The organism is Streptomyces sp. NPDC087845 (assembly GCF_044742755.1).
In the GTDB taxonomy this organism is placed as follows: Bacteria; Actinomycetota; Actinomycetes; order Streptomycetales; family Streptomycetaceae; genus Streptomyces.
The window spans coordinates 255,214-280,610 of sequence record NZ_JBIUVC010000001.1 but is presented as its reverse complement, the minus strand read 5'-3'; the positions used below and the strand labels follow the sequence as shown (position 1 = coordinate 280,610).

The 25,397-nt window shown below is 71.8% G+C and carries 22 protein-coding genes; 16 read left to right on the top strand and 6 right to left on the bottom strand.

Going from position 1 to position 25,397, the window contains the following annotated elements; genetic code table 11:
* Positions 1-78 precede the first annotated feature (78 nt).
* The 13 genes from ACIOMQ_RS01245 to ACIOMQ_RS01185 all read left to right on the top strand — a co-directional run bounded on the left by ACIOMQ_RS01245 (position 79) and on the right by ACIOMQ_RS01185 (position 14,065).
* Positions 79-1,791: a fatty acyl-AMP ligase gene (locus ACIOMQ_RS01245; RefSeq protein ID WP_401943208.1), complete on the top strand. Its 1,713-nt coding sequence runs from the start codon at positions 79-81 to the stop codon at positions 1,789-1,791.
* The gene (locus tag ACIOMQ_RS01240; protein WP_402187501.1) at positions 1,791-2,069 is read left to right on the top strand and encodes an acyl carrier protein; all 279 of its coding nucleotides are present in this window, start codon (positions 1,791-1,793) and stop codon (positions 2,067-2,069) included. Before ACIOMQ_RS01245 ends, ACIOMQ_RS01240 begins: the two co-directional genes overlap by 1 nt.
* A gap of 18 nt (positions 2,070-2,087) precedes the next feature.
* Positions 2,088-3,308 (top strand): FAD-dependent monooxygenase, encoded by a 1,221-nt coding sequence (locus ACIOMQ_RS01235; protein WP_402187498.1) that lies wholly within the window; start codon positions 2,088-2,090, stop codon positions 3,306-3,308.
* Between the two features lie 41 nt (positions 3,309-3,349).
* Positions 3,350-5,470: an MMPL family transporter gene (locus tag ACIOMQ_RS01230; RefSeq protein WP_402187495.1), complete on the top strand. Its 2,121-nt coding sequence runs from the start codon at positions 3,350-3,352 to the stop codon at positions 5,468-5,470.
* Positions 5,471-5,475: 5 nt separating this feature from the next.
* Positions 5,476-5,775 (top strand): hypothetical protein, encoded by a 300-nt coding sequence (locus ACIOMQ_RS01225; protein WP_401753776.1) that lies wholly within the window; start codon positions 5,476-5,478, stop codon positions 5,773-5,775.
* Between the two features lie 66 nt (positions 5,776-5,841).
* Positions 5,842-6,663, top strand: coding sequence for a hypothetical protein (locus ACIOMQ_RS01220; RefSeq protein WP_401261406.1), 822 nt, complete (start codon positions 5,842-5,844; stop codon positions 6,661-6,663).
* Between the two features lie 37 nt (positions 6,664-6,700).
* The gene (locus tag ACIOMQ_RS01215) at positions 6,701-7,897 is read left to right on the top strand and encodes an inositol-3-phosphate synthase (RefSeq protein ID WP_362200047.1); all 1,197 of its coding nucleotides are present in this window, start codon (positions 6,701-6,703) and stop codon (positions 7,895-7,897) included.
* Positions 7,894-8,958 carry an SCO3242 family prenyltransferase gene (locus ACIOMQ_RS01210; protein ID WP_362200050.1) on the top strand — a complete coding sequence of 355 codons (1,065 nt, stop codon included), beginning with the start codon at positions 7,894-7,896 and terminating at the stop codon, positions 8,956-8,958. The genes ACIOMQ_RS01215 and ACIOMQ_RS01210 overlap by 4 nt, the downstream gene beginning before the upstream one ends.
* Positions 8,955-9,851: a sugar phosphate isomerase/epimerase family protein gene (locus tag ACIOMQ_RS01205; RefSeq protein WP_362200053.1), complete on the top strand. Its 897-nt coding sequence runs from the start codon at positions 8,955-8,957 to the stop codon at positions 9,849-9,851. The genes ACIOMQ_RS01210 and ACIOMQ_RS01205 overlap by 4 nt, the downstream gene beginning before the upstream one ends.
* Entirely contained in the window at positions 9,848-10,510 is a 663-nt protein-coding gene (locus ACIOMQ_RS01200; RefSeq protein ID WP_362200056.1) for an EboA domain-containing protein, read from the top strand. Before ACIOMQ_RS01205 ends, ACIOMQ_RS01200 begins: the two co-directional genes overlap by 4 nt.
* A 42-nt stretch (positions 10,511-10,552) precedes the next feature.
* Positions 10,553-11,410: a TatD family hydrolase gene (locus ACIOMQ_RS01195; protein WP_401261402.1), complete on the top strand. Its 858-nt coding sequence runs from the start codon at positions 10,553-10,555 to the stop codon at positions 11,408-11,410.
* Between the two features lie 13 nt (positions 11,411-11,423).
* Positions 11,424-12,686 (top strand): metabolite traffic protein EboE, encoded by a 1,263-nt coding sequence (gene eboE, locus ACIOMQ_RS01190; RefSeq protein WP_401261401.1) that lies wholly within the window; start codon positions 11,424-11,426, stop codon positions 12,684-12,686.
* The gene (locus tag ACIOMQ_RS01185) at positions 12,683-14,065 is read left to right on the top strand and encodes an alkaline phosphatase family protein (RefSeq protein ID WP_402187490.1); all 1,383 of its coding nucleotides are present in this window, start codon (positions 12,683-12,685) and stop codon (positions 14,063-14,065) included. Before eboE ends, ACIOMQ_RS01185 begins: the two co-directional genes overlap by 4 nt.
* Before the next feature lie 78 nt (positions 14,066-14,143).
* On the opposite strand, the gene ACIOMQ_RS01180 is transcribed toward ACIOMQ_RS01185, so the two are convergent.
* A complete protein-coding gene (locus tag ACIOMQ_RS01180; protein WP_402187488.1) occupies positions 14,144-15,985 on the bottom strand; it encodes a BTAD domain-containing putative transcriptional regulator in 1,842 nt (613 codons plus the stop codon).
* Between the two features lie 350 nt (positions 15,986-16,335).
* Here ACIOMQ_RS01180 and ACIOMQ_RS01175 point away from each other — a divergent pair, with 350 nt between their 5' ends.
* Positions 16,336-16,929: a hypothetical protein gene (locus ACIOMQ_RS01175; RefSeq protein ID WP_362200072.1), complete on the top strand. Its 594-nt coding sequence runs from the start codon at positions 16,336-16,338 to the stop codon at positions 16,927-16,929.
* A gap of 198 nt (positions 16,930-17,127) precedes the next feature.
* On the opposite strand, the gene ACIOMQ_RS01170 is transcribed toward ACIOMQ_RS01175, so the two are convergent.
* From ACIOMQ_RS01170 to ACIOMQ_RS01150, 5 genes are all read right to left on the bottom strand, one after another.
* Positions 17,128-17,577: a DUF3592 domain-containing protein gene (locus ACIOMQ_RS01170; RefSeq protein WP_362200075.1), complete on the bottom strand. Its 450-nt coding sequence runs from the start codon at positions 17,575-17,577 to the stop codon at positions 17,128-17,130.
* Positions 17,578-17,708: 131 nt separating this feature from the next.
* Complete coding sequence (locus tag ACIOMQ_RS01165; RefSeq protein WP_402187485.1) at positions 17,709-18,293, bottom strand: hypothetical protein; 585 nt, start codon at positions 18,291-18,293, stop codon at positions 17,709-17,711.
* Positions 18,294-18,366: 73 nt separating this feature from the next.
* Positions 18,367-20,364: a hypothetical protein gene (locus ACIOMQ_RS01160; protein WP_401261394.1), complete on the bottom strand. Its 1,998-nt coding sequence runs from the start codon at positions 20,362-20,364 to the stop codon at positions 18,367-18,369.
* Positions 20,365-20,562: 198 nt separating this feature from the next.
* The gene (locus ACIOMQ_RS01155) at positions 20,563-21,993 is read right to left on the bottom strand and encodes an APC family permease (protein ID WP_402187483.1); all 1,431 of its coding nucleotides are present in this window, start codon (positions 21,991-21,993) and stop codon (positions 20,563-20,565) included.
* Positions 21,990-23,138, bottom strand: a complete 1,149-nt coding sequence (locus ACIOMQ_RS01150; protein ID WP_362200084.1) for a Zn-dependent alcohol dehydrogenase — start codon at positions 23,136-23,138, stop codon at positions 21,990-21,992. Before ACIOMQ_RS01150 ends, ACIOMQ_RS01155 begins: the two co-directional genes overlap by 4 nt.
* A 246-nt stretch (positions 23,139-23,384) precedes the next feature.
* On the opposite strand from ACIOMQ_RS01150, the gene ACIOMQ_RS01145 reads away from it, so the two are divergent.
* Both ACIOMQ_RS01145 and ACIOMQ_RS01140 read left to right on the top strand, forming a co-directional pair.
* On the top strand, positions 23,385-23,969 hold the full coding sequence (locus ACIOMQ_RS01145; protein ID WP_362200087.1) for an XRE family transcriptional regulator: 585 nt from the start codon (positions 23,385-23,387) through the stop codon (positions 23,967-23,969).
* Between the two features lie 158 nt (positions 23,970-24,127).
* Positions 24,128-25,366 (top strand): hypothetical protein, encoded by a 1,239-nt coding sequence (locus tag ACIOMQ_RS01140; protein ID WP_362200090.1) that lies wholly within the window; start codon positions 24,128-24,130, stop codon positions 25,364-25,366.
* Positions 25,367-25,397 lie beyond the last annotated feature (31 nt).

Here is a 25,397-nt window from a genome sequence, read left to right as displayed (position 1 = left end):
ATGCGCCACATGAATGGGCCGGTCGGTCCGACAGGGAGAGTAGGAATAATGCGAGCCGGATCTCCAGAATTCGAAGGAATGGTTGGCAGGCTGCGGCGCCATGCCGCCGAAACGCCCGACCGGGACGCCGTGCTGTTCTTCCGCGGATCGGCACAGGACCACGCCCCCGAGCGGCTGGACTACGCCGGCCTGGACCGCGCCGCCCGGTCGACGGCCGCCTGGCTGCAGACCCGCTGCCGTCCGGGCGACCGGGTCCTGCTGCTGCACCCGCAGGGCCTCGACCTGGTGAAGTCCTTCGCCGCCTGCCTCTACGCGGGACTCGCCCCGGTCGTCGTCCCGGTGCCCGGCGGCCAGGCCCACCAGGCCGAGCGGACCGCCCGGATCGCCGTCGACTGTGCGGCCGCCTTCGTGCTCACCGACAGCGTCAGCCTTCCCGACGTCGAGACATGGCTGGCCGAGCCCGGAACTCCCGTACTGGAATTCGCCGTTACGGACCAGGGAGAACTCGCGGAGCCCGGGAACTGGACGGATCCGTGCAGCGGCCCCGACGACGTGGCCTTCCTGCAGTACACCTCGGGATCGACGAGCGAGCCGCGCGGTGTGGTCGTCAGCCACGCGAACATCGCGCACAACATCGGGGAACTCACCGACGCGCTCGGCTGGACCGCCGGCATGCGCTTCTGCGGCTGGGTCCCGATGTTCCACGACATGGGTCTCATCCTGACCGTGCTCTCACCGCTCCACCTCGGCACCACGACGGTCCTCATGACCGCGACGTCCTTCCTCAAACGGCCGCACATGTGGCTCGACCTGATCGACCGCTACGACATCCAGGTCAGCTGCGCCCCCAACTTCGCCTACGACCTCTGCGCCCGACGCCTCACCGACGAGCAGATCGCCCGCCTCGATCTCTCCCGGTGGCTCTGCGCGGCCAACGGCGCCGAGCCCGTCGACGCCGCGACGATGGAGCGCTTCGCCAAGCGCTTCGCCCCGTCCGGCTTCCGCTACGAGGCCTTCGCTCCCGCCTACGGCCTCGCCGAGACCACCCTCCTGGTCTCCGGCACCCCCACCGGCCGCGCGCCCGTGCTGCGGCAGGTCGATCCGCAGGCTCTCGAAGGGCACCGCCTGGTGCCGGTCGGCCCGCAGCGGGACTCCGTGACCCTGGCGGGCTCCGGCCGGGTCGCCGGCATGGACGTCAGGATCGTCGACCCCACCTCGCTCGACGAACTCTCCGACGGGTACATCGGCGAGGTCTGGGTGCGAGGTGCATCCCTCACCCAGGGCTACTGGCAGCGCCCCGAGGCCACTGAACGCCTCTTCCACGCCGCCACCACCGACGACGAACGGGGCTTCCTGCGCACCGGCGACCTCGGCGCCCTTCTGGACGGGGAGCTCTTCATCACCGGACGGATCAAGGAGATGCTGATCATCCACGGGCGCAACCTCTACCCGCACGACATCGAGCGCGAGGTCGGCGCTCTCGATCCGGCCTTCGAAGGACGCATCGCCAGCGCGTTCGCCGTACCCGGCCCGGACGGCCGGGGCGAGGAGATCGTCGTCGTGCAGGAGATACGGGCCGGGCAGCGGGACCCCGCCCGGCTGGGTGAACTCGCCGCCCGCGTCAAGGAGGCCATGGGCCGCAGCCTCGGCATGAAGGCCCCGCACATCGTGCTGGTCAGGCCGGGCCAGGTCCGCCGCACCACCAGCGGGAAGATCCAGCGCACGCTGATGCGGGAGCTGTTCCTCTCGGACGCGCTCACCCCGCTGTACGCCACCGAGAGGCAGGCGTGATGACGAACCAGGACGCCTTGGACTTCGAAGCCGCGACCACCCGCGACTGGCTGATCGAACGGGTCGCCGACTATCTCGAAAAGTCCCCCGCCGCCGTCGCCCGTGACGCCTCGCTGATCTCGATGGGCCTCGACTCGGTCTACGCCGTCGCGCTCTGCGGCGATCTGGAGGACCGCTTCGGCCTGGAACTGGACGCGGCCCTGGTGTGGGAACACCCCACGGTCGATGCCCTTGTCAGCCATGTCCGGGACCAGCTGGCCACCGCCGGTCGTATCTGAGAGAGCGTGAGAGATTCCATGACACGGCACACCGCCCCCGAGATCGCCATCGTCGGAGCCGGCATCGGCGGCCTCACCGCCGCGATGGCACTGACCCGCCGAGGACTGCGGGCCCAGGTCTACGAGCAGGCGCCCGTACTGCGCGAGGTCGGCGTCGGCCTCCACCTGGCGCCCAACGGCAGCCGGATCCTCCACCGCTTCGGCCTGGCCGAGCAGTTGCGCGAGGTGGCCGTACGTCCCGAGGCCCTCGAAGTGCGGCGCTGGAACGACGGCCAGGTTCTCACCCGCCGCCGGATGGGTGATGTCTGGGAGACGGAGTTCGGCGGCCCGCACTACACCATGCACCGCGCCGACCTGCACGGCCTGCTGGCCGAGCGGCTCCCGGCGGGTTCGCTGCGCCTGGGCAGCCGGTGCACCGGCCACACCGAGGACGCCGACGGCGTCGAACTCCGCTTCGCCGATGGATCCACCGCGCGGGCCGACGTCCTGATCGGCGCGGACGGCGTCAACTCGCTGGTCAGGGCGGCTGTTGCGGGTGGTCGAGACCTGCTGGTGCCGACCGGTACCTGCGCGGTGCGCGGACTCGTGGACATGAACCGGCTGCCCCGCCTCGACCCTGAGGACATGTACGTGTGGGCGGGCCCCGGCGGCCGGATGCTCACCGCCCCGGTGAGCGGCGGGCGGCAGCTCTCCTTCGTCGCGGTGATCCCGGAGAACGACGACGAGCAGCAGCGCGAGTCCTGGGGCCGGCCGGCCGAACTCGACCTGGTGGCAAAGGCGTTCCAGGGCTGGGACCCCACGGTCCAGGAGCTGGTCGATGCCGCCGGCGAGGCCGGTCACTGGTCGCTCCGCGACCGTGACCCCCTGGACCGCTGGAGCACCCCGCGCACCACCCTGCTCGGCGACGCGGCGCACCCGATGCTGCCGCACCACGGGCAGGGCGCCAGCCAGGCCATCGAGGACGCCGTCGTGCTGGCCGCTTGCCTCGCCGAAGCGGGCGGGAGCCGGCGGCAGGACATCGCCGCGGCTCTGCACCGGTACGAGACGGTCCGCCTCGCGCACACCGCACAGGTCCAGCTGGGCAGCCGCGACAGCGGCTCACAGCGCCTCGGCGGCGGGCCGGCCGGCCCGCAGCCCCGCAATCAGTCCGGCCAGGAGATGAAGGCGCTCGTAGCCGACACCTCCTGGATCCAGCGCCACGACGCGGAGGCGGCACTCGCCGCACAACCCGCGGCCTGACCCCCCACCCCCATCATCCAACCCCTGGACGAGGAGTCCCCATGTCACGACCGCAGAGCTGGGCCGACCGGCTCCTGACCTTACCGGGCGGAAGGAAGGGGAAATGGCTGACGCTGGTCGCTTGGCTGATCATCGTCGCCGTGTCCGTACCGCTCGCCGGACAGCTGTCCGGCATCGAGAAGGACGAACTCACCGTCGAGCTGCCCCGCGGGGCCGAGTCCACCGATGTCGCGGGCCTCGCCGACCGGTTCGCCGACGGCAAGATCTCGCTCGGCATCGTCGTCTACGCCCGCGCCGACGGGCTCACCTCCGAGGACAGGGCGAAGGTCGCCGCCGACGTCAAAGAGTACGCCGCACTGGCGGCCGGGCCGGTCGGACCGGCCAGGCCCTCCGCCGACGGCAAGGCGCTGACCGTACTGGTGCCCCTCGACAAGGAGGACAGCACCGCACTCGCGGACAACGCCAAGAAGGTGCGGGACCGGGCCACGGCCGACCGGCCCGACGGCCTCGACGCGAAGCTGACCGGACCGGCGGGCAACTCGCTGGACGCCACCGACGCCCGTGAGTCGACCGGCCGCGCGCTGACCATCATCACGGTCCTGGTCGTCGCCTCGCTCCTGCTGATCACCTACCGCAGCGCGATCCTGTGGCTGCTGCCCCTCCTCATCGTGGGCGTCGCCTTCCTCACCACCCAGGCCGTCTCGTATCTCCTCGCCAAGGGCTTCGGCCTGACGGTCGGCGGAGGCAACGAGATCGTGGTGACTGCCCTGCTGTTCGGTGTGGGCACCGACTACGCGATGCTGCTGCTGGCCCGCTACCGCGAGGAACTGAGGGTCCACGACGACCGGCACCTGGCCGCACAGACCGCGGTACGCCGTGCCGTGCCGGCCATCGCCGCGTCCGCGGCGACCGTCAGCATCGGTCTGCTCTGTCTCACCCGGGCGGACGTCGGGTTCAACTACACGCTCGGCCCCTCCGGAGCCATCGCCATCGTCTGCGGACTCGCCGCGATGACCACGCTCTTCCCGGCCGTGCTGGTGCTGCTCGGGCGCTGGGTGTTCTGGCCCAACGTGCCGCGTGCCGGAGTGGCCGTGAAGAATGCCAACCACCGCCTGTGGGACCGGATGGGCGGCCGGATCTCCCGGCGTCCCCGTCTGGTGTGGATCGGCTCCGCTCTCGTCCTCACCGTCCTCGCACTCGGCTCGCTCGGCCTCAGGACCGGACTCGACGACGAACACCTCGTGGTCGGCAAGCCGGGCTCGATCGCCGGCCAGGACCTTCTCGCCGCCCATTACCCGGCCGGGCAGAGCCAGCCGGCCCAGGTCATCAGCAGGGCCGACGCCGCCCCCGCGATCGCCGCCGCGCTCAAGGGAATCGACGGGATCGCCGAGGTGGCCCCGGCGGAGAAGTCCACCGACGGCACTCTCGCCGCCACGCGCGTCGTGCTGAAGGACAGCGCGGACAGCGAAGCCGCGGCCCGCACCGTGGACCGTATCCGCACCGCCGTGCACTCCGTGACCGATGCCGACGCGAAGGTCGGCGGGCCCACGGCGATGGCTCAGGAGAAGGCCGAGGCGCAGGCGCACGACCGCAAGGTGGTGATCCCGCTGGTGCTCGCCGTCGTCTTCCTCATCCTGGTGGCGCTGCTGAGGGCGCTGGTCGCCCCGCTCCTCCTGATGGCGACCGTGGTGCTGTCCTACTTCGCCGCGCTCGGCATCAGCTGGCAGCTGTTCCAGCACGTCCTGGGTTTCCCGGCGGTGGACATCCAGGTCATGCTGATCGGCTTCCTGTTCCTGGTGGCGCTCGGCGTCGACTACAACATCTTCCTCATCCACCGCATCCGTGAGGAGGTCGGTCACCGCGGCCACCGTGCCGGGGTGCTCTCCGGCCTCACCTCCACCGGCGGGGTCATCACCAGCGCGGGCGCCGTGCTCGCGGCGACCTTCGCCGCGCTGACCACCGCACCGCAGGTGGCGTTCATCGAGATCGGCATCGTGGTGGCCATCGGCGTCCTCATCGACACCTTCCTCGTCCGGTCCGTGCTGGTCCCCGCCCTGGCCCTCGATGTCGGCCGCAGGTTCTGGTGGCCGGGCAGGCCGGCCGCCACGGACGCCGCACCGCCGGTCGCCGGGGAGCGGCTCGCGCCGGCCGCGGTGTGGTGATCGGTGTGCTGCTCGCCGTGATGGCGTACGCCGGTGGCCTCGTCAATGTGCTGGGCGGCGTCTATCAGGTCTCCGTCACACCCGACGCGATGCAGGGGCGGGTCAGCAGCGTCCTCACGCTGATCGCCTCCGGAGCGGGCGCCCTCGGCGCACTCGGCAGCGGTTTCCTCCTGGACGGCGCCGGTGTGACACACGCCCTCGCCGCGATCGCCGGCTGCATGGTGCTGCTGGCCCTGACCGCCCTGATCAGTCCGGCACTTCGGCGGCCCGACGCGGCGCCGGCCGCCGACCGGTCCGCTGTATAGGGCCGGTATAGCCCCTCTTCCTAGGTTCTGGACCATCAACCTCCGTACTTCGAAGGAGACTTCCCCATGACTCCGCCCATCGACCGCCGCCAGGTCCTGCGCACATCCGCCGGCGCCGCCGTCCTGGCCGGCCTCGGCACCGCCGCGACGGCCACGGCGGCCTCTGCGGCAACGGCATCTCCTGCCGCACCGTCCGCCTCTCGCCGGATCACGCCCAAGGACGGTCCGGAGATTCCCACCGTGCCGGGCATGAACGGGGACCCTCGTTCCAACGAGTTCTGGTACGTCTTCGACCAGGAACTCTGGTACCACCGCACTCCGGAGGTGATTGCCGCCAACGAGAAGCTCGGTGAGGTACTCGGCGAGGACCCCGAGGTCGCCATCGTCCAGGCCTACCTCGCGCACCGCAGCGCCGGCACCTACCCCAGCGGCTTCCGCACGCTCGTCACCCCGCTCAAGGACGCGCTGACCGTACTGTCCGACGCCCAGTGGAGCGTCATCGACCGCTACTACCCGCGCACCGATCCGGCCGGTCTGACCAAGGCGTTCGCAGACTTCGGCCAGGGCGTGCTCTACGACCCGCGGCTGTCCGAGGGCCAGCGCAGCCACACCATGAACGGCAACCCGCCGGTCGGCTTCCACGCCTGGCACTGCTACCTCCGCGCCATGCAGCTGCTCGGCATCGACTCCCGCCGCTGGGCGCCGATCGACCCGCTGATCGGTCTCTCCTGGGAGATCCAGTCGATCGTGAAACCGAAGCCCGACGTCATCTACCCGCCGATGGCACCCGGGCAGCTGCGCACGCTGACCGCGAAGTGGCTCAGCCGCAGCCCTGCCCAGGTCGACACCGCCTTCGAGACGTTCCCGTACCCGCAGGGCGTCAGCTGACACGTCCATCGAGTTCCGAGAGGGAGAGGGCATCGCCATGCATACGTCGAAACGGACGGAACCGACCGCAGTGTCTGAGGAGAGAACCGGAGTCTGGCTGATCGGCGCACGCGGCTCCGTGGCGACGACCGCGATCGTCGGAGCCGCGGCGATCCGGGCCGGACTCGCCCGGCAGACCGGCTGTGTCGCAGCGCTGCCCGCCTTCGCGGAACTGGGCCTGCCGGGGCTGGACCAACTGGTGTTCGGCGGCCACGACACCGACGAGACCCCGCTGGCCAAGCGGGCCGAGCAGCTGTCCGAGGCAGGTGTCCTGCCCTCCGCGCTCCTCGGTCCGCTGGCCGCCGACCTCGCCGCGGCCGACGCCGAGATCCGGCCCGTGCGCGATGCGTCGGCGGCCGGCCGGCAGGACCGGCTGATCGAGGCGGTCGCCGCGGACATCGAGTCCTTCCGGCTCCGTGCGGGCCTCGACCGGGTCGTGGTGATCAACGTCGCCACGACCGAACCGCACGCCGACCCCGACCCGGCGTGCGCATCGCTGGACGCACTGGACACGGCACTCGCCCTGGGGGCGTCCCCGCTGACGTACAGCTCGGTCTACGCCCTCGCCGCGTTCAGAGCCGGCTGTCCCTACGTCGACTTCACCCCGTCGGCGGGGGCGCGTCTGCCCGCGCTGGACGAGTACGCCGTCGCGGCCGGACTGCCCTATGCGGGCAGCGACGGCAAGACGGGGGAGACCCTGGTCAAGTCCGTCCTGATGCCGATGTTCGCGCGTCGGGCCCTGGAGGTGCGCTCCTGGTCGGGTACGAACCTGCTCGGCGGCGGCGACGGCGCGGCCCTCGCCGAGCCGTCCCGGGCCCGCAGCAAGACGGCGTCCAAGCGGCGGGTGCTCGACGAAGGGCTGGGCCACGCCGTCGAGGGCGGGGTCCACATCCACCACATCGCCGCACTCGGCGACTGGAAGACGGCCTGGGACCACATCGTCTTCAACGGCTTCCTCGACGTGCGGATGACGATGCAGTTCACCTGGGAGGGCTGCGACTCGGCCCTCGCCGCGCCGCTCGTGCTCGACCTGGCGCGGTTCATGGCGCTCGCCCACCGGTCGGGTGCCGTGGGGCCGGTGCCCGAACTGGGCTTCTTCTTCAAGGACCCGGTGGGCTCGACCGTCCACGGGCTGGAGGAACAGTTCACGGCCCTGGCCGACTGGGCGCTGGGCGCGGCGGCGGTGAAACCGTGAGCGGCCTCCAGGGCCGCTCGGGCCGCTCCGGCCGGGACACGGCCCCGTACGCCGCCGGGCAAACCGGCCCGTACGCGGCCGAGCACGCGGGCCGGCGCGCACGGCCGTACGCTCCGGCCGGCCGGCGCCGTGCCGGGTACCGGTCCGGTCCCTCCGACCGGTGGCTTCCCTCCGCCGGCGCCGTCGCCCGCCTGGTACGGGCGCCCGCGGCACTCACCGTCCCCGGCGATGTGCTGGCCGGAGCGGCTGCGGCCGGAGTGTCCAACGGCCGGATCCCGGGACGCGGGACGCTGGGACTCGCGGCGTCGTCCGTCTGCCTCTACTGGGCGGGCATGGCGCTCAACGACTACGCCGACCGCGACCTCGACGCCGTGGAACGTCCCGAACGCCCGATCCCGTCCGGCGAGGTCTCGCCCGGACAGGCGCTGGCCATCGCCTCCGGTCTCACCGCGGCCGGCCTCGGCCTCGCCGCGCTGAGCGGCGGTCGTGCGGCACTGCCCGCCGCCGTGTCGCTGGCCGGAGTCGTCTGGGCGTACGACCTCGCCCTCAAGGCGACCCCGGCCGGCCCCGCGGCCATGGCCGCGGCCCGCGGCCTCGACGTTCTGCTGGGCAGTACGGGCGGCGCGCACGGGCGGCGCGGACGGACCCGGGCCGCGCTCCCCGCCGCGCTCACCATGGCCGCGCACACCTTCGCCGTGACGGTGCTCAGCCGACGCGAGGTGAGCGGTGCCACCAGGGCGGTCCCCGCCGCAACGCTCGCCGTCACCGGGGCGGTCACGGCGGCAGCGGCGGCGTACGGGAACCGGGCGGCGCCCGGGGACCGGGCAGTCGGCCGCACCCTCGCCGCCGTCTATCTCACGACGTGCGGGCCGGCCCAGTTCGACGCGGCCCGTACCCCCTCGGCCCCGACGGTACGACGGGCGGTGGGCGCCGGAATCCACGCGATGATGCCGCTCCAGGCCGCGCTGACCGCGGCGGCCGGCTCCACGGCCGCCGCCCTGCCGCTGACGGCGGCGCTGCCCCTGGCCCGACGACTGGCCCGGAAGGTGTCACCGACATGACGACGGCCGATGCTCTGCGCTTCGCCTACGGCACCAACGGCTTCGGTGACCACCGCATCGCGGACGCACTGAGAGTACTGGCGGATCTCGGCTACGACGGGGTCTCGCTGACCCTCGATCACCAGCACCTGGACCCGTACGCGCCGGATCTCACCGCGCGGATCGCCCAGGTCCGCACGGTCCTCGAAACCACCGGACTCGACGTGGTCGTCGAAACCGGCGCCCGCTATCTGCTCGACCCGATGCGCAAGCACCGGCCGACCCTGGTGTCGGCCCACGGCCGCAGCCACCGCGTCGACCTGCTGTGCAGGGCGACGGACATCGCCGCCGAACTCGGTGCCACGACAGTGCACCTGTGGAGCGGCGTCGCCTCCGACGAGGGCGTCCCCGAGCAGGAGGCGTGGCAGCGGCTCGCCGAAGGCTGCGCCACCGTCCTCGCCCACGCCTCGCGGTCAGGGGTGGACCTGGCCTTCGAACCGGAGCCGGGCATGCTGGTCGCCACGCTGGACGACTACCGCCGCCTGGTGGGGCTGCTCGACGGACACGACCGGCTCCGGCTGACCCTCGACATCGGCCACTGCCGCTGCCTGGAGCCCCGTTCCGAGGCGGAGTGCGTGCACCGGACGGCGGACCGGCTGGCCCACGTACAGATCGAGGACATGCGGCGCGGGGTCCACGAGCACCTTCCCTTCGGGGACGGCGAGATCGACTTCCCGCCGGTGCTCGCGGCGCTCGCCGAGGTGGGCTACCGCGGCCTGGTCTCGGTGGAACTTCCCCGGCACAGCCATGCCGCGACCGTCCAGGCACGCCGCAGCATCGCATTCCTGCGCGAGGCGGCCGAGACCGCGAGCGCGTCCGTACCCGAACTCGTGAAGGGCGGGCCCCGGCCATGACGACCCCGCAAACCCCGACAGCGGCAGGCGCCGTCCATGACAGCCGGACCGTCCGCGCCCTGCTGGGCACGCTGGACGCCGCGCTCGACGGATCCCGCCGTGAACGGCTCGCCGCGGACCGGGCCGCCGTGGCCGCCGACCCCACCGCACTGGACAGCCGCTTCCCTTCGGCCGGCCGTGTCTACGGCCGCCTTCCACTGCCCGAACGGGCGCTCCCGGACCGCGCGGGCTGGGCCGTCGAGGATGCCGTACGCGCCGCGCTGCTGCTGTCCCTCGCCCCCGAACGCACCGCCGCCGAGGCGGCCCGCCGGTACGCGCAGGGCGACGCCGGCGAACGGCGCGGAGTGCTGCTGTCGCTGCCCTACCTGCCGATCGGCGACGCCGCAACGGTACTCACCGACGACGCCCTGCGCACCAACGACGCCCGGCTGATCACTGCCGCGCTCGGCCCGTACGCCCGAGCCCACCTGGACCAGCACCGCTGGCGCCATGCGGTCCTCAAGTGCCTGTTCAGCGGCATACCGCTGACCGCGGTGGCCGGACTGCACGCGCGCAAGGACGCCGAACTGTCCCGAATGACCCAGGCGTTCGCCGACGAGAGGCGTGCCGCGGGCCGCCCCGTACCGGCCGATGCCGCGCTGCTCGTCCCGGCCGGCTAGCGCGCCCCACGGCCCACCCCCCTATCCCGCAGGAGCCCGCACATGCGGATTTTCGACCCGCACATCCACATGACCTCACGTACCACCGACGACTACCGCGCCATGCACCGCGTCGGTGTCCGTGCCGTGGTCGAGCCGGCGTTCTGGCTCGGTCAGCCCCGGACCTCGGCCGAGAGCTTCGCCGACTACTTCGACGCACTGCTCGGCTGGGAGCCCTATCGCGCCGCCCAGTACGGGATCAGCCACCACTGCACGATCGGGCTCAACCCGAAGGAGGCCAACGACCCGCGCTGCACCCCCGTACTGGATCTGCTGCCGCGCTATCTCGCCAAGGACGGCGTCGTGGCCGTCGGTGAGATCGGCTTCGACACCGTCACCCCGGCCGAGGAGCACGCCTTCGCCGCGCAGCTCGCGCTGGCCGTCGCGCACCGGCTGCCCGCACTCGTCCACACGCCGCACCGCGACAAGGCCGGCGGCACCGCACGCTCCCTGGCCGTCGTGGCGGAATCCGGGATCGACCCGGGTTTCGTCGTGCTGGACCATCTCAACGAACTGACGGTCCGACAGGTGGCCGACTCCGGCTGCTGGATGGGGTTCTCCATCTACCCGGACACCAAGATGACGCCCTCCCGGATGGTCGAGATCCTGCGGGGATACGGCACCGAACGGATGCTGGTGAATTCCGCGGCCGACTGGGGGCACAGCGACCCGCTCCTGACACGTGCCACCGCCGAGGCGATGCTGGCCGCCGGATTCGACGAGACGGACGTCGACCGCGTCCTGTGGCGCAATCCGCAGGAGTTCTACGGACAGAGCGGCCGGCTCGACCTCGGCACCACCGGGGCCGCGGAGGCGTCCGGACTGTATGCGGGCAACTCCGTGGCCCGCGGCGGAAGCTGAGGACGGTACGACCGTGAGACTCCAGCACCCCGACGGCACCGACGTCCACCTCGCCTACTGCACCAACGTGCACCCGGCCGAGGACCTGCCCGGCATCACCGCACAACTCGACGACTACGCCCTTCCGGTACGGGAACGGCTCGGCGCCGACACGCTCGGGCTCGGCCTCTGGCTGTCGCACTCGACCGCCGACGTGCTCGACTCCGACCCGGCCGCCCTCGCCCGGCTGCGTGCCGAACTGCGGGCCCGGGGCCTGGAGACGGTCACCTTCAACGGCTTTCCCTACCGCGGCTTCCACGACCCGGTCGTCAAACACGCCGTGTACGCCCCCGACTGGTCCGACCCGCGCAGGCTCGCCCACACCTTGCGCCTGGCGCGGGTGCTCGCCGCGCTGCTGCCCGAGGACGCCGCACGCGGCAGCATCTCGACGCTTCCCTTCGGCTGGCGGACCCCCTGGCCCGCGGACCGCCACGAGGCGGCCCTGCGCCAACTCGACCTGCTGGCGGCGGGGCTGAGACGGATCGAGGCCGACACGGGCCGGACCATCAAGGTCGCCGTCGAACCCGAACCCGGCTGCGTGACGGAGACCGTGCGGCAGACCGCCGCCGCCCTGGCCGGCACCGACCACGAGCGGATCGGGCTGTGCCTGGACGCCTGCCACCTCGCCGTGGCCCACGAGAGCGCGGACGACGCCGTGTCCGAACTGGCCGCTCACGGGGTGCCGCTGGTCAAGCTCCAGGCGTCCGCGGCCCTGTGCGCGGACCGTCCGCGGGACCCGGAGGTCCGTGCCGCGCTCAGGACGTTCGTGGAACCGCGCTTCCTGCACCAGACGAGGGAGCGGGCGGGCGGCTCCGCCCCCGGGGGCCGGGAGCCGGTACTCGCGCCGCAGGCCCGGGACGACCTCGACGAGGCGCTGGCCGAGGAGACCGGGCTGCCGGGGCGTGCCCCGTGGCGGGTGCACTACCACGTACCCCTGCACACCGAGCCCGCTCCACCGCTGAGCAGCACCAGGCCGGAGTTGCGGGCCACCCTGCGGACCCTGTTCGCCGGCGGGCGTGCCCTCACGGACCACGTCGAGGTGGAGACCTATACCTGGACCGTTCTGCCGAAGGAGCGCCGTCCGGCCGGCCGCGACGGGCTCGTCGCGGGGATTGCCGCAGAACTCGACTGGACCCGTGCGGAGCTGGCCGCACTCGGTCTCAGGGGCCCGGCCGGTTCACAGGTTCCGGCTGCCCAAGGGCCACACCACCCCCCGCGTGAGGAGCGCCGTCGATGACCGGAAGACGCCGAAAGGTCGCCGTGCTGTGCACGGTCGGTCTGACCGCGCGGCTGCTGCCGCACATGCCCAATCTCCGGGCCGTCGGCGAACGGGGTTTCGCCGCCGCTCTGGACACGGTCTTCCCGGCCGTCACCGCCACCGTCCAGGCATCACTGACCACGGGCAGCCTGCCCAATGACCACGGAGCGGTGGCCAACGGCTGGTACCACAGGGACCAGGGCGAAGTGCTCATGTGGCGCCAGCACAACGCCCTGGTGTACGGCGAGAAGGTCTGGCACGCGGCCCGTGAGAGGGATCCGGACCACACCACCGCCTACCTCTGCTGGTGGTGGGCGATGGGGGCCGAGGTCGACACGGTCATCACCCCGCGCCCCGTCTACCACTACGACGGCCGCAAACAGCCCGACTGCTACACCGTGCCGGCCGGACTCCGGGACGAACTCGCCGCCCTGCATGGTGACTTCCCGCTCTTCCACTACTGGGGGCCGACCGCCGGACTGGCCTCGACCCGCTGGATCGCCCAGGCCTCCCGCTACGTCCTGGACCGCCGCGGCCCCGACCTGACCTTCATCTACATCCCGCACCTCGACTACGACCTGCAGCGCTTCGGCCCCGACAGCCCGCAGGCCGTGCGCGCGGCGCGGGAGGCGGATGCCGCGCTCGGCCCGCTCCTGGACGATCTGAGGGACCGCGGCACCACAGTGGTCGCGCTCAGCGAATACGGCATCGCGCCCGTCCACCGGCCCGTCGACATCAACCGGGCTCTGCGCCGCGAGGGCCTGCTCTCCGTCTACGTCCAGCGCGGCATGGAGTACCTCGACCCGCACACCTCGCGGGCCTTCGCGGTCGCGGACCACCAGGTCGCGCATGTGTACGTCGCCGATCCCGCGGATCTGCCACGGGTGCGCGACGCGCTCAAGGCCACCGAGGGCGTCGACCTGGTACTCGACCGCGTCCAGCAGGCGGACTTCGGGATCGACCACCCCAACGCGGGCGAACTCGTGGCGGTCGCGGAGCCGGACGCCTGGTTCACGTACTACTACTGGCTGGACGACGCCCTCGCTCCCGATTTCGCCCGCGGTGTCGAGATCCACCGGAAGCCCGGCTACGACCCGGCCGAGCTGTTCTTCGACCCCGCCGATCCGATGATCAAGGCGAAGGCGGCCCTGACACTGCTGCGGAAGAAGGCGGGGATGCGAGCGCCGATGACGGTCGTACCGATCGACCCCCACTGTGTACGGGGCAGTCACGGACGGCTCCCCGACGACGGCCAGGACGCCCCGATGCTGCTCTGCTCGGACCCGACGCAGACACAGCAGCGCTACCACGCCACCGAGGTCAAGCGCCTGATACTGCGCCTGCACGGCTGGTCCTGACACGCCGGGGACGCCCCTGCCGCCACAGGGGCGTCGCCGACGTGTCATCGCCCGACGCGGGCCGGGGTCCTCCAGATGTCACGGGCAGGACGGGCGCCGCAGGTCCCGCGACCGGCGGGGCGGGACGCGCGATGGGGACACGTGCCCCTGTTCCTGAGCGAAGAGCCTCACCAGCGACAGGAACCGGTAGTGCAGCCGCTCATCGGTCCCGACCCCGCTGACCTCGATCAGCCGGGCATCGGCCAGCGCCTCCAGCAGTTCCTCGGCCCGCTCCTCGCACAGACCGAGCGCACCGGACGCCTCGCGGGCGTTCAGCTCCGCGGAACACCCCAGTGCCAGCCCGTGGAACGCCTGCCGGGAGGTCTCGTCCAGCGCGTCGTACCCGGGCCGCAGGGAAGCCCGCAGATCGAGACCACCGAGCCGCAGTTCGTTCAGCCGGTGCTCTTCCCGGACGAGGCGGCCCAGCAGCCGCGACAGCGGCCACCGGGGGTTGGCGGCGAGCCGGGTGGCGGCGACCCGCAGTGCCAGCGGCAGCCGGTCGCAGAGCTCGACGATCCGCAGCGCGGCCTCGGGCTCCGCCGACACGCGCGTGGCCCCCACCAGCCGGGACAGCAGCCCGATGGCCTCGCCCTGCTCGGGCAGCCCGAGATGGACGAGCCGAATGCCCTCCAGACCGCCCAACGGACTGCGCCCGGTGATGATCGTGCGGCACAGCCGCCCGCCGGGCAGCAGCGGTCTCGTCTGGCGGTCGTCCTGCGCGTTGTCGAGCACGACGAGCGCACGCAGTCCGGCCAGTCGGCTGCGGTACAGCTGGCTGCGTTCGTCGAGCGAAGCCGGCAGATCGGCCTCCGCGGTGCCCAGCGCGTGCAGGAACCAGCCGAGCACCTCGTACGGGTTCTTCGGCCGGCCCTGCGCGTCGCGCAGATCGACGTACAGCTGCGCGTCGGGGAAGTGATCGCGGTTCAGCTGGGCGGCGTGCACGGCGAGCGCCGACTTCCCGATGCCCGGCATACCGGTGATCACGGCCCGGTGCGGCCCCGCCGTGTGCGGCCGCAGCAGAGCGGTCACCTCGGCGAGCTGCTCCTCGCGGCCGTGGAAGTCGGTGACGTCCGGCGGCAGCATCGCGGGCACGAGTCCGTTCCAGCTGCGCGAGGACGAGGAGAGCACGGCGGTGGCCGCGGCGGGCCCGGTCAGCTCCCCGGTGAGGATGGCGTCGTGCACCGTACGCAGGGACCGACCCGGGTCGATCCCCAATTCCTCGCGCAGTGTGTGCCGTCCGGCGCGGTAGACGGCGAGTGCCTCGGCCTGCCGGTCGCTGCGGTAGAGGGCGGTCATCAACTGTGCGCGCAACCGCTCCCTCAGCGGATGGCGGGCCACCAACGGCGTCAGTTCGGCCACCAGCGCGGTGTGCGAGCCCATGGCCAGGTCGGCTTCGATGCGGCTCTCCAGAGCCGCCATGTAGGCCTCCTCCAGCCGGGGGAGCTCGATCTCACCCAGGTAGTCGGTGGTGTTGGAGAGCGCGGGAGCACTCCACAGCGCCAGCGCGTCCCGCAGGTCCCGCGCCGCCTGTTCGAACCGCCCGTCGGTGAGGGCCCGTGTCCCCGTCCCGGCCAGCCGCTCGAACTCGGCCCAGTCGAAACCCGACCGTCCGATGTCGAGCCAGTACCCGGGTCCGCGCCGCTCCAGCCGGATCCCGGGTCCGAGCCGCTTGCGCAGCCGGGAGATGTACGTGTAGATCTGCGCGCTCATCGTGGCCGGCGGCTCCCAGCCCCACAGCAGCGCGCTGAGCCGGTCGTCGGTGACCATATGCCCATGAGCCAACAACAAGGCTGCGAGGGTGGTGCGTTGTTTGGTTCCGTCGAGGGGTATGTCGGTGCCGCCGACGGAAGCCTCGACCGGGCCGAGGATGCTGAACTCCATGTGTTTCCCCCGTTCCGAGCTGCACACGGACGCGCGGCAGCTGTTGTCGGGGACGCTAGAAGGGGGAGGTGTTCCAGGGTTATCGTTTCGATTTCGCGGCCCGCGGCAGCGGCTCGACGATGCCTTTCAGACAATTGCGGATCCCCGGCGCCCGGCCCACGGGCACCGCTCATTGGGGCCCGCGCCTGGGCCCGTGGGCCCAAGCCCGGACAGGCCGGGCTCATTACGCTCGTACGTGACCAACCGTGAGCATCCCTGACCGGCGCCCGTCACGGGCGTCCGTCCGGCGCGCCCATACGCACGTTGATCTGCACGCTCCACCTGTATCCGTTCCATGGGGTGATGTATCGATGAGTGACGGTTTCTTCTACTCGTACCACCTCGGCTGGAGCCGCCCGGACGCAGAGTCGCTCTTCGGCGATCTCGACGCGGCGGGGCTGCGGCTCAGCCACCCCGTCACGCGACGGGTCACGCTTCTCGGCCCCGGCCCGGACCCCTGGGGCACTCCCTCGTGGGTGACCAGGGAGCAGCTCGTGCTCCTGGCCGGCCTGCAGCGGATCGACAGGGTCGACTTCCTGCTGTGGGTGAACAGCGGGACCGATGTTCCCGCGCGCGTCCGGCGGATGGGGGACGGGGTCGTCGCGCTCGAATTCGGATTCGGGCGGCTGGCGCGGGACGAGCAGGAGGTGGCCGCGCGGGCGATCAGGGAGGCGATAGGGCGGGCTTCCGTGCTCTGCATCGGCTTCGTGGTCGACCGGGAGGGCGCTTCCGCGGCGACCGACTGGAGCGGTGTCGTCATCAATGGGACGACGTACTTCGACAGTTGGCCGGACACGCTCGCCGTGCGCCACGAAATCGCCGCGACCCAGCCGCAGTTGGCCGGGGTGGCGTCGTTCGACGAATCGCCGTGGATGCTGTTCGGGAGCGAGGTCCCCAGCCGGTAGCGGCGCGGTCCCCGACAACCGCTGGCGGGACGGCTTCCGGTCTTCCCGCCTCCCGGCCTTCCAGCTTTCCGGTCTCCGCGACGACCGCCGGTGTCCGGCACACGGCAAACACGCACACGGCACACGAGCGCATGGCACACACGCACACGGCACACGAGCGCACGGCACACACCGCACGCGGGCACCGGTACCTCCCGCTCAGAGCCACCCCCGCATCGCCGCGAACCCCAGCAGCAGTCCGACCGCGAACACTCCCAGCACGGCAGCGAACACCACGGGCATCACCACCGGCCCCCACGCCCCCGGCCCGGCCACCGTGGCGCGCTTCGCCGGGTCCGCCGGGTCATAGCTGACCCGGACCGGCCTCCCGACCTCGAAGCCGAACGGGCCCGGGGCATGGTCGGTGAACTCGATGTGGCGGCCGTCGCGGGTACGGAACGCGAAGACGTACTCGGTGACGTGACTCCGGTCCGTGCCCGGCCCCCGGTCGACCGTCCGGCGGTCCGCGCACCGGCCCTCGGCGTGTTCGCCGTGCCGGACCAGCCGCAGCACCCGGTTCAGCCGCAGCGCCGACCGGATCGCGAACGCGCCGCAGAACAGGCCGAACAGGAGCAGGAACGTGGCCGTGCCACCGGGCAGGATCTGCATGAACGCGCGCCTCTGATCCGCTGTGTGAAGCTACTCGAAACTGCCTGAAGCCGTGAAGCCGTGAAGCCGTGAAGCCCGTGGAGGCCGTTGGGGCCGTTGGGGCCCTTGAAGTCGTCGAAGCCGCCCGACCGCTACTTGACCGTGATCGAATCGACGAACGCGTCGAGGTCCCGCGAGCTCAGCGAGCCCTTCACCGCATTGATCCGGACCGCGAACGGCACGTGCTTCGAATCGACGCCCGCCACCACGACGCCCGTCATCGGGGTACCCGGCGCCGGGGTCCGCTCCTTGCCGCTCGACGTGAACTCGTAGTCGATCCTGCGCGCCTCGCGGCCGCTCTCCGCACCGGCCAGCCGCACGTCCGAGGTCTCCTTCCGGGTCGCCCCCAGACCGATGCCGGCGCCCGCCGCGGCCGCCGCCTCACCGGCGTCGTCCACCCCCGTGGCGAAATCGAGCTGCACGGAGACCATGCCGGTGCGCAGCCCGCCCTCCTCCTTGAGCGCGACGGCGGCGTTGGCCTTGGTACGGTCGGCCGCCGACTGCTCCTTGTAGCCCTTGTTCTCGGGGTAGCCGACGGAGAGGCTCTTGGTGTCGAGCGTGCCCCAGCCCTCCGGAACCGCGGCGGCGTCGCCGCCGCAGCCGGTGAGCAGGGTGAGGCCGATGGCGGCGGCAGCAGCTGCGCCGATTGCCCGGGACATCTTCATCGTCGTCGTCATCGCCTGTCGCCTCTTCGTCGTGCGTGGTTGCCGCGTGCCGTGCCGTATGCCATAGCCGTACCCGTCCGTGCGGCTACTTCGCGCAGTAGCTGTACGGAAGGTACGCCCGCTTGTCGCCCTGCGGAGCCCCGAGGAACTGCGCGTCCGTCAGTGTCTCCTTCTTGTGCTCGTCGGAGATGGAGAACCCCAGACTCATGCCGAGCGACACCTCGAAGCCGAACTCCTGGGCGTCCGTCTCGCCGTGGTACTTCATGGTGCTCGACAGCCCGTCCTGGAACATCAGCTGGTCGAACGGGTCGGTGCCGGCGGGCTTCTGCTGCATGGAGTGGTCGCCGAACATGTACTCGAACGGGGCGGTGTTGTTGCCGGAGCCGTTCAGCCACTGCTCGGCCACGGCCCGCTTGTCCTCGGTGGCCTTGTCGGTGTCCTTGCCGAAGACGATGGAGTTCGTCAGGACCTCGATGCCGGTCTCGCCGGAGGAGTCGGAGCCGCTGACCTTGCCGCCGCGCTTGTCCTTGCCCTTCTCGCCGTTGTCGCCGCTGATGTCGCCCTTGTGGGAGGTCGAGCCGTTCTCGACGGTCTGGGTCATGTCGATGCGGACGATCTTGCCGGTCTTCTGGTCGCGGGTGACGGTGATCGCCCCGGTCCGGTTGTCCTTCGCGGCGGCCGTGCCGCCGAGCGGACCGGCCGAACCGCTGACCTTGCCCTCCAGTTCGAGCTTGGCGGTGTACGTGTAGGACTCGTTGCCGTTGACGTCGTCCTTGGTGACGGTCACCTCGGGGGAGAACTTGGCCTTGCCGCCGAGCTTGGCACCGAGCTTCGTCTCGTCACCCGCGCTGATGGAGAGGCCGCCGTCCGCGTAGGCGTTGAGGCCGATGGTCGAGTACGAGATCTTCTTGTCGCCGATCTTGCTCTCGACGTCCTTCTTCTTGTCGGCCCACTTCATCCCGGAGTACCAGCCGCCGCCGTAGCCTCCGCTGTACTTGGTGGAGGTCTCCCACATCTTCATTTCCTCGATGTCGTCCCGCATCTTCTTGGCGTCCTCCTCGCTCTTGAAGACCCAGGTGTCACCGTTGGTGATCTTGATGCCGCCGCCGACGTCCACGTCGGCCTTGCCCAGTTTGCCGAGCTTGATGCCGGGGGTGCTGGCGGTGGCACCAGCCGAGGCCGCGTCGGTGAACGTCATGTAGACCAGCTTGTCGTTCTCGTCGACCTTGCCGTCGTTGTTCACATCCGTCTTGGCCTGGCTGACCTTCTGCTGGAAGCCGTACTCGTTGCCCCACTCGAACCAGCCGATCTTGACCTTGTCGCCGACGGTGTCGGAGATGCTGGAGACCTGGCACATCTTGGGCTCGTAGTCGGCGTCCGTCTTCGGCTTCGCGGTGGTGTCCCCGCCGCCGGTGGAGCAGCTGCCACCGCCGCCGCCCAGCGAGTTGATCGCACAGCGGATGCGTTCGCCGATCTGCCCGCCGACCCCCGCCATGGCCATCGCGCCGATCATCGTGACGACGAGGACGATCACCCCGAGGTACTCCAGGGCGGTGGCTCCGCCGTCCCGCCAGGAGTACGGGTGGTACGGAGCCGCGGCCGGCTCGTCGTCGCGGTCGTCCAGCAGCCGGTCGACGGCCAGTCCCGCGGCCGAACCGGTCACCAGTGTGACAACCGGCATCAACGCGCCCTCCAGGGACACGAGATGCCAGGACACGGCGAATCCGTAGGCGAGCGCGGCCAGCGGCACACCCAGGGAGGCGAGCAGGGTCAGCGGCCGGGACTCGCGCTGCTCGTCGGGCAGGACGCGGGCCGACGCCAGGACCGTGAGCACGGTCGTGATGACGTTCGGCACGTGCAGCAGCCCGAGGCGCCAGCCGAAGCTCGCGAGCCGGTCGTCGGTGGCGAGCATCTCGACGAGCCCGCGCGACACCAGATAACCGGCGGCGATGTAGACCAGGGCACCGGCGGCCCAACTACGGGTCAGGGCGAAGAACACGCCACCGCTCGCACGGGAACCACCCCCGCTTCCCGGCGGTATGTGGCCCGCACCTCCGCTTTCCCAGCCCCCGCCACCAGTCACGGCTCTTCCTCTCCGACGCCCACTCGACATGCCTGTGCCCGCAGTTCAGCGATGCGGGTGTGAGGGTGAGCGTACGGGTGTACGAGCCGGGTGACCTGGGCCCTTGGCCCCAAAGTCGGGCCCAACGACGTACGGTGCCCGGCCCGTACGCGCGGGTGCGCGTGCGGGACCGGGCATCGGGGAGAGGCGGTACGGGAGTCAGTCCAGGTCGTCCGCGAACGTTCCCGCGCGCTGGGCGATTTCCGGCCTGCGGATCCGCAGCACGGCGAAGCCGACGACACCGACGACCAGCGCGCCGACGAACACGTACGGCAGCACGTTCAGCGGCCACTCGGGGACCGGCCACAGGTTGCGGTAGAAGACGTAGACCATCGCGGCGGCCCCGATCAGGCCGAGGCCCCAGGTGAGCAGCAGGCCGCGGGCCCCGATCCGGCGTACGAACAGCGGCGCGGCCAGACACACCAGGGTGTAGCTGAGCATGTAGCCGAAGACGCCGATGGTGTCGATGTACGACGTCGCGTTGAGCGGCGCGGTCCCGGCGCCGACCACGAGCACCGCGGGGACGACGACGAACGGGGTGATGGTCCAGATCGCGGCGGACGGGGTGCGGTGGCGCGGGTGGGCGACACCGAGCCGGGCCGGCATCACCCCCTCCTTCGCCATGCCGAACAGCAGCCGGGCGGCGACGGTGATGCAGGCCATCACCACGGCCACGAACGACGCGGCGAAGCCCGCGTGCAGGAAGAACTTCAGGAAGCCCAGCCCGGACATCTCCGCCAGTTCGTCCATCGGGTCGGAGCTCCTCCCGAGCGCGTCCGCCCCGCCGAACCCGGCGACCTGCGCGTACGTCGCGAACATGTAGAGCACACCGGCCAGGATCGCGCTGCCCATCACCGAGCGGGGGATCGCCTTGTACGGGTCGGTGGCCTCGGCGCCGAGCGAGGCGGCGCCCTCGAAGCCGACGAAGCCGAGCACACCCAGCACCACGGCGAAGACGATGCCGTCGAGGGTGGAACCGCTCAGGCTCAGCTGGTCGGTGTCGATGATGTTCCCGCTCTTGAAGAAGGCGGGGAGCAGCACGACCACGATCAGGACGATCGACACGACCTCCAGCACCGAGGCGACCCGGGCCGCCGTCCGCACACTGGCGATCGTCAGCCGCATCGCGACGGCGGCCAGCAGCACATCGAGCAGGATCTGGCCGGTGATCCCGGTGAAGATCCCGATGCCGATCTGGTCGAGGGCGCGCGCCGTGTAGTAGCCGGCGCCCGCGAGCGAACCCGAACCGATGCACACCGCCCCGATGAGCAGCGCCCAGCCGGTCACGAAGGAGCCGGGCGCCCCGAGCGAGAGCCGGGAGAAGGCGTACAGCGAACCGACCCCGGCGCGCCTGCGGGCGAAGACGCAGATGCAGTACGCGATCGCGAGGACGGCCGCCATGGCCAGGAAGAACGAGAACCAGGCGCCGTTGCCCGCGGACGCGGCCATGCTGGCGGGGGCGAACGCGATGACGGCGCTGGGCGCGACGTTCGCGACGCTCTGCGCGCCGACCTCGAACGTGGAGACGGAGCGGTGGGCCAGCCCGTCGGCCGGCTTCCCCGGCGCGGCCTGCTTTCCGGCGGTGCTCATGTCCGGTCCTCCATCATCAGCAGCTGACGCAGGGCGTGGCCGGCGGCGAGGTCGGCCAGCGCGTCGCCCGCCTCGTCCAGCGGGCGCCGCGCCGAGATCATCGATTCCACATCGAGCTCACCGGACACCACGAGGTCCACCAGATCCGGGATGTCGCGGGCGGCGTCGACCGAGCCGTAGTTGGAGCCGAGAATGCGCTGGTCCGCCTCGGCGAGCGCGAGCGGGTCGAAGCGTGCGGTACGGCCGGTCGGCGGGAGGCCGACGATGACGGCGGCGCCGCCCTGACCGAGCGCCGCGATGGACTGCTCGGTGGTCTCGATCTTGCCGATGGCGTCGAACACGTAGTCCAGGCCCTCCGGAACCAGGGCCCGCAGCGCCTCGACGACATTGCCGTCCCGGGCGTCGACCGCGTCCGTCGCGCCGAGCCTGCGGGCCAGCTCCAGCTTCTCGGGGACGACGTCGACGGCGACGATGCGGCCGGCCCCGGCCAGCCGGGCGCCCTGCACACAGGAGAGGCCCACGCCGCCGCAGCCGATGACGGCGACGGTGGCCCCGGCCTCGACCCCCGCGGTGTTGCGGACCGCGCCGACACCGGTGGCGATGGCGCAGCCGACCAGCGCGATCACATCGAGGGGCGCGTCCTTGCGCACCTTGACCGCGCCGGAGGCGGGGACCACGACACGCTCGGCGAACGAGGAGACGCCCAGGTAGTGGTGGGCCCGCTCGCCGTCGACCGAGAGCCGGCTGGTGCCGTCGTACAGCACCCCGCCGGGCGCCACGACCTCCGCGACCAGGCTGCACGCGGCCGGGCGCCCGGAGACACAGAAGCGGCAGGTGCCGCAGGACGGAACCCAGGACAGGACGACGTGGTCGCCGGGTTCGAGACCGGTGACGCCCTCGCCGAGCGCGGTGACCACACCCGAGCCCTCGTGTCCGAGCACGACCGGGGTGGGGTGGTCCCACTCGCCGCGGATGACGTGCAGGTCGGAGTGGCAGACACCGGCCGCCGCGACGGCGACCTCGACCTCTCCGGGGCCGGGCGGGGCCAGGGTGACGTCGGTGACGGTCACCTCCTGCCCGGGGGAGCGGAAGACGACGCCGCGCACGGTGCGTGCGGTGCTCGCGGGGGAAGACGGGGAGCTCATCGGCTTACTCCTCGGGTGGTGCGGGACGGGCAGGGGAGGGGGAGGGCGGATCGGCGGTCCACCGGGGCGGACGGCACGGCGGTCCACCGGGGTGGGCGGATCAGCGGTCCACCGGGGCGCCTTGTTTAGCGCCATTAAACTTTCGTCAAAGTTTTACAGCACTAAACTCGATGGGTAAAGACCCTTCTGACCTGCGTTTGTCCCCGGCCACTGACCGTGACCTCTCCGGCAGGTAGCGTGTCCGCCATGTCCGAAGCCCCTGACAGCCACATGTCCACGATCGGTCCGCGGCTGCGCGAGCTCCGCCTGGCACAGGGGCTGACACTCGCTCAGGTCGCCGAGTCCGCGGGCGTGACCAAGGGGTTCGTCAGCCTCGCCGAGCGCGGCAAGACCTCGGTCTCCGTCCCGACCCTGATCCGTATCTGCGAGGCGCTGGGCACCGGCATCGCCGCGCTCTTCGACTACCCGGACCAGGACATCGTCAAGGGCGGCCTGGGCGCCAAGCTGGAGATGGGCGGGCACGGGATCGAGGAGTTCCTCCTCACACCGGCCGAGGAACGGCACGTCCAGGTCATGCGGACGATCCTGCGGCCCGGCGGCGGCTCGGGCGGGGCGTACAGCCTGGAGGCGGAGACCGTCTTCGCCTACCTGGTCCGCGGCACGCTGCGGCTGAGCGTGGACGGTGAGCCCCGGTTCCTGGAGGCCGGCGACTCGACGACCTTCTCGGCCCGCGCCGCGCACGCCTGGGACAACCCGGGGGAGGACGAGGCAGAGGTCCTCTGGTCGATCGCCCCCGCCCTGCCGCTCTCCCGCACCAAACTCCGCCCGTAGCTCAGCCCGCCGGTGGCTCAGCCCGCCGGTGGCTTCGCAGTCGGTGGCCGCACCGCCGGTAACCCCGTCGCCCGTGGCTCTGTCGCCCGTAGCTTCGCAGCCCGTACGCTCCGCCGCCCGTGGCGGCCGGGCCATCCGCCGCGGAGATAATCGGCAGCATGCCCGACGACGTACCGGCCGCCCAGGCCACCGCCCCCGCACAGCGGCTCGTGCGGCAGCGCGGCCCCCGAACGCAGCCGCCCCGGCCCTCGCGGTCCTCCGCCCGTGGTCGCCTCACCGCAGCTCTCGCGGCGGCGGCCCCGGCCCTCGGGGCATACGCCGCCGTACGCCTGATCGGTCTCGCCGTCTTCGCCGCCGCGGCGTCCGGCGCCGGGAAGAGCGCCTTCCACCTCCTCGCCGAGCGCTGGGACTCCGTCTGGTACCAGCGGATCGCCGAGAACGGCTACGGCCACACCGCCGTCCTCCCGAACGGCGGCGTCCACCCCGACCTGGCCTTCTTCCCCCTGCTGCCGGCGTTGGAACGCGGGGTCGCCGAACTGACCCCGCTCTCCCTCGCGGGCGCCGGACTGCTGGTCGCCTGGGTTGCCGCGCTCTTCGCCGCCTGGGGGATCTTCGCCGTCGGGGCGCGTCTGTACGGGCGCCGGACCGGGGTGGTGCTGGCCGCGCTGTGGGGCGTGTACCCGACGGCGTTCGTCCAGTCGATGGCCTACACCGAAACCCTGTTCACCGCGTTCGCCGCCTGGGCGCTGTACGCCGTGCTGACCCGGCGCTGGATCGTGGCAGGCACCCTGTGCGTGCTCGCCGGGCTGACCAGGCCCTCCGCCGCGGCGCTGATCGCCGCCCTCGCGATCACCGCCGCGGTCGCGCTCGTACGGGAGTACCGGGCCGGCCGGACGGACGGCCTCGTCCGCCGCAACGCGCGGATGCTGATCGGTACCGCGCTCGCGCCGCTCGGCTGGCTCGCGTACGTGGTGTTCGTCGCCGTACGGCAGGGCAGCCCGTTCGCGTACTTCGACGTCCAGGCGCAGTGGGGCAACAGCATCGACGGAGGCGTGGCGCTCGCCTCGTTCATCCTCGGGCTGCCGCTGCCCGCCGCGCTCGGACTGTGTGCGGCGCTGGCGGGCCTGGGGTGGGTGGTGTTCCTGTGCGTACGGCAGCGCCAGCCGCTCCCCGTGCTCGCCTACTGCGTCGCCGTCGTCGTCATCTCGCTGATCGGCTCCGGGTACTTCGGGTCCAGGCCGCGGCTGATGATGCCCGCGTTCCCCCTGCTCCTCCCGCCCGCCGTCGCGCTGCTGCGGCTGCGCACCACGGCCCGCACGGTGACGGTGGTCGCCGTGCTCGCGGTGGCTTCGGCGGCCTACGGGGCGTGGACGCTGCTCGGCTCCGGCCCGCCGTAGAAACGGTCCGGGGCGAGCGGGCGGCCCGGGT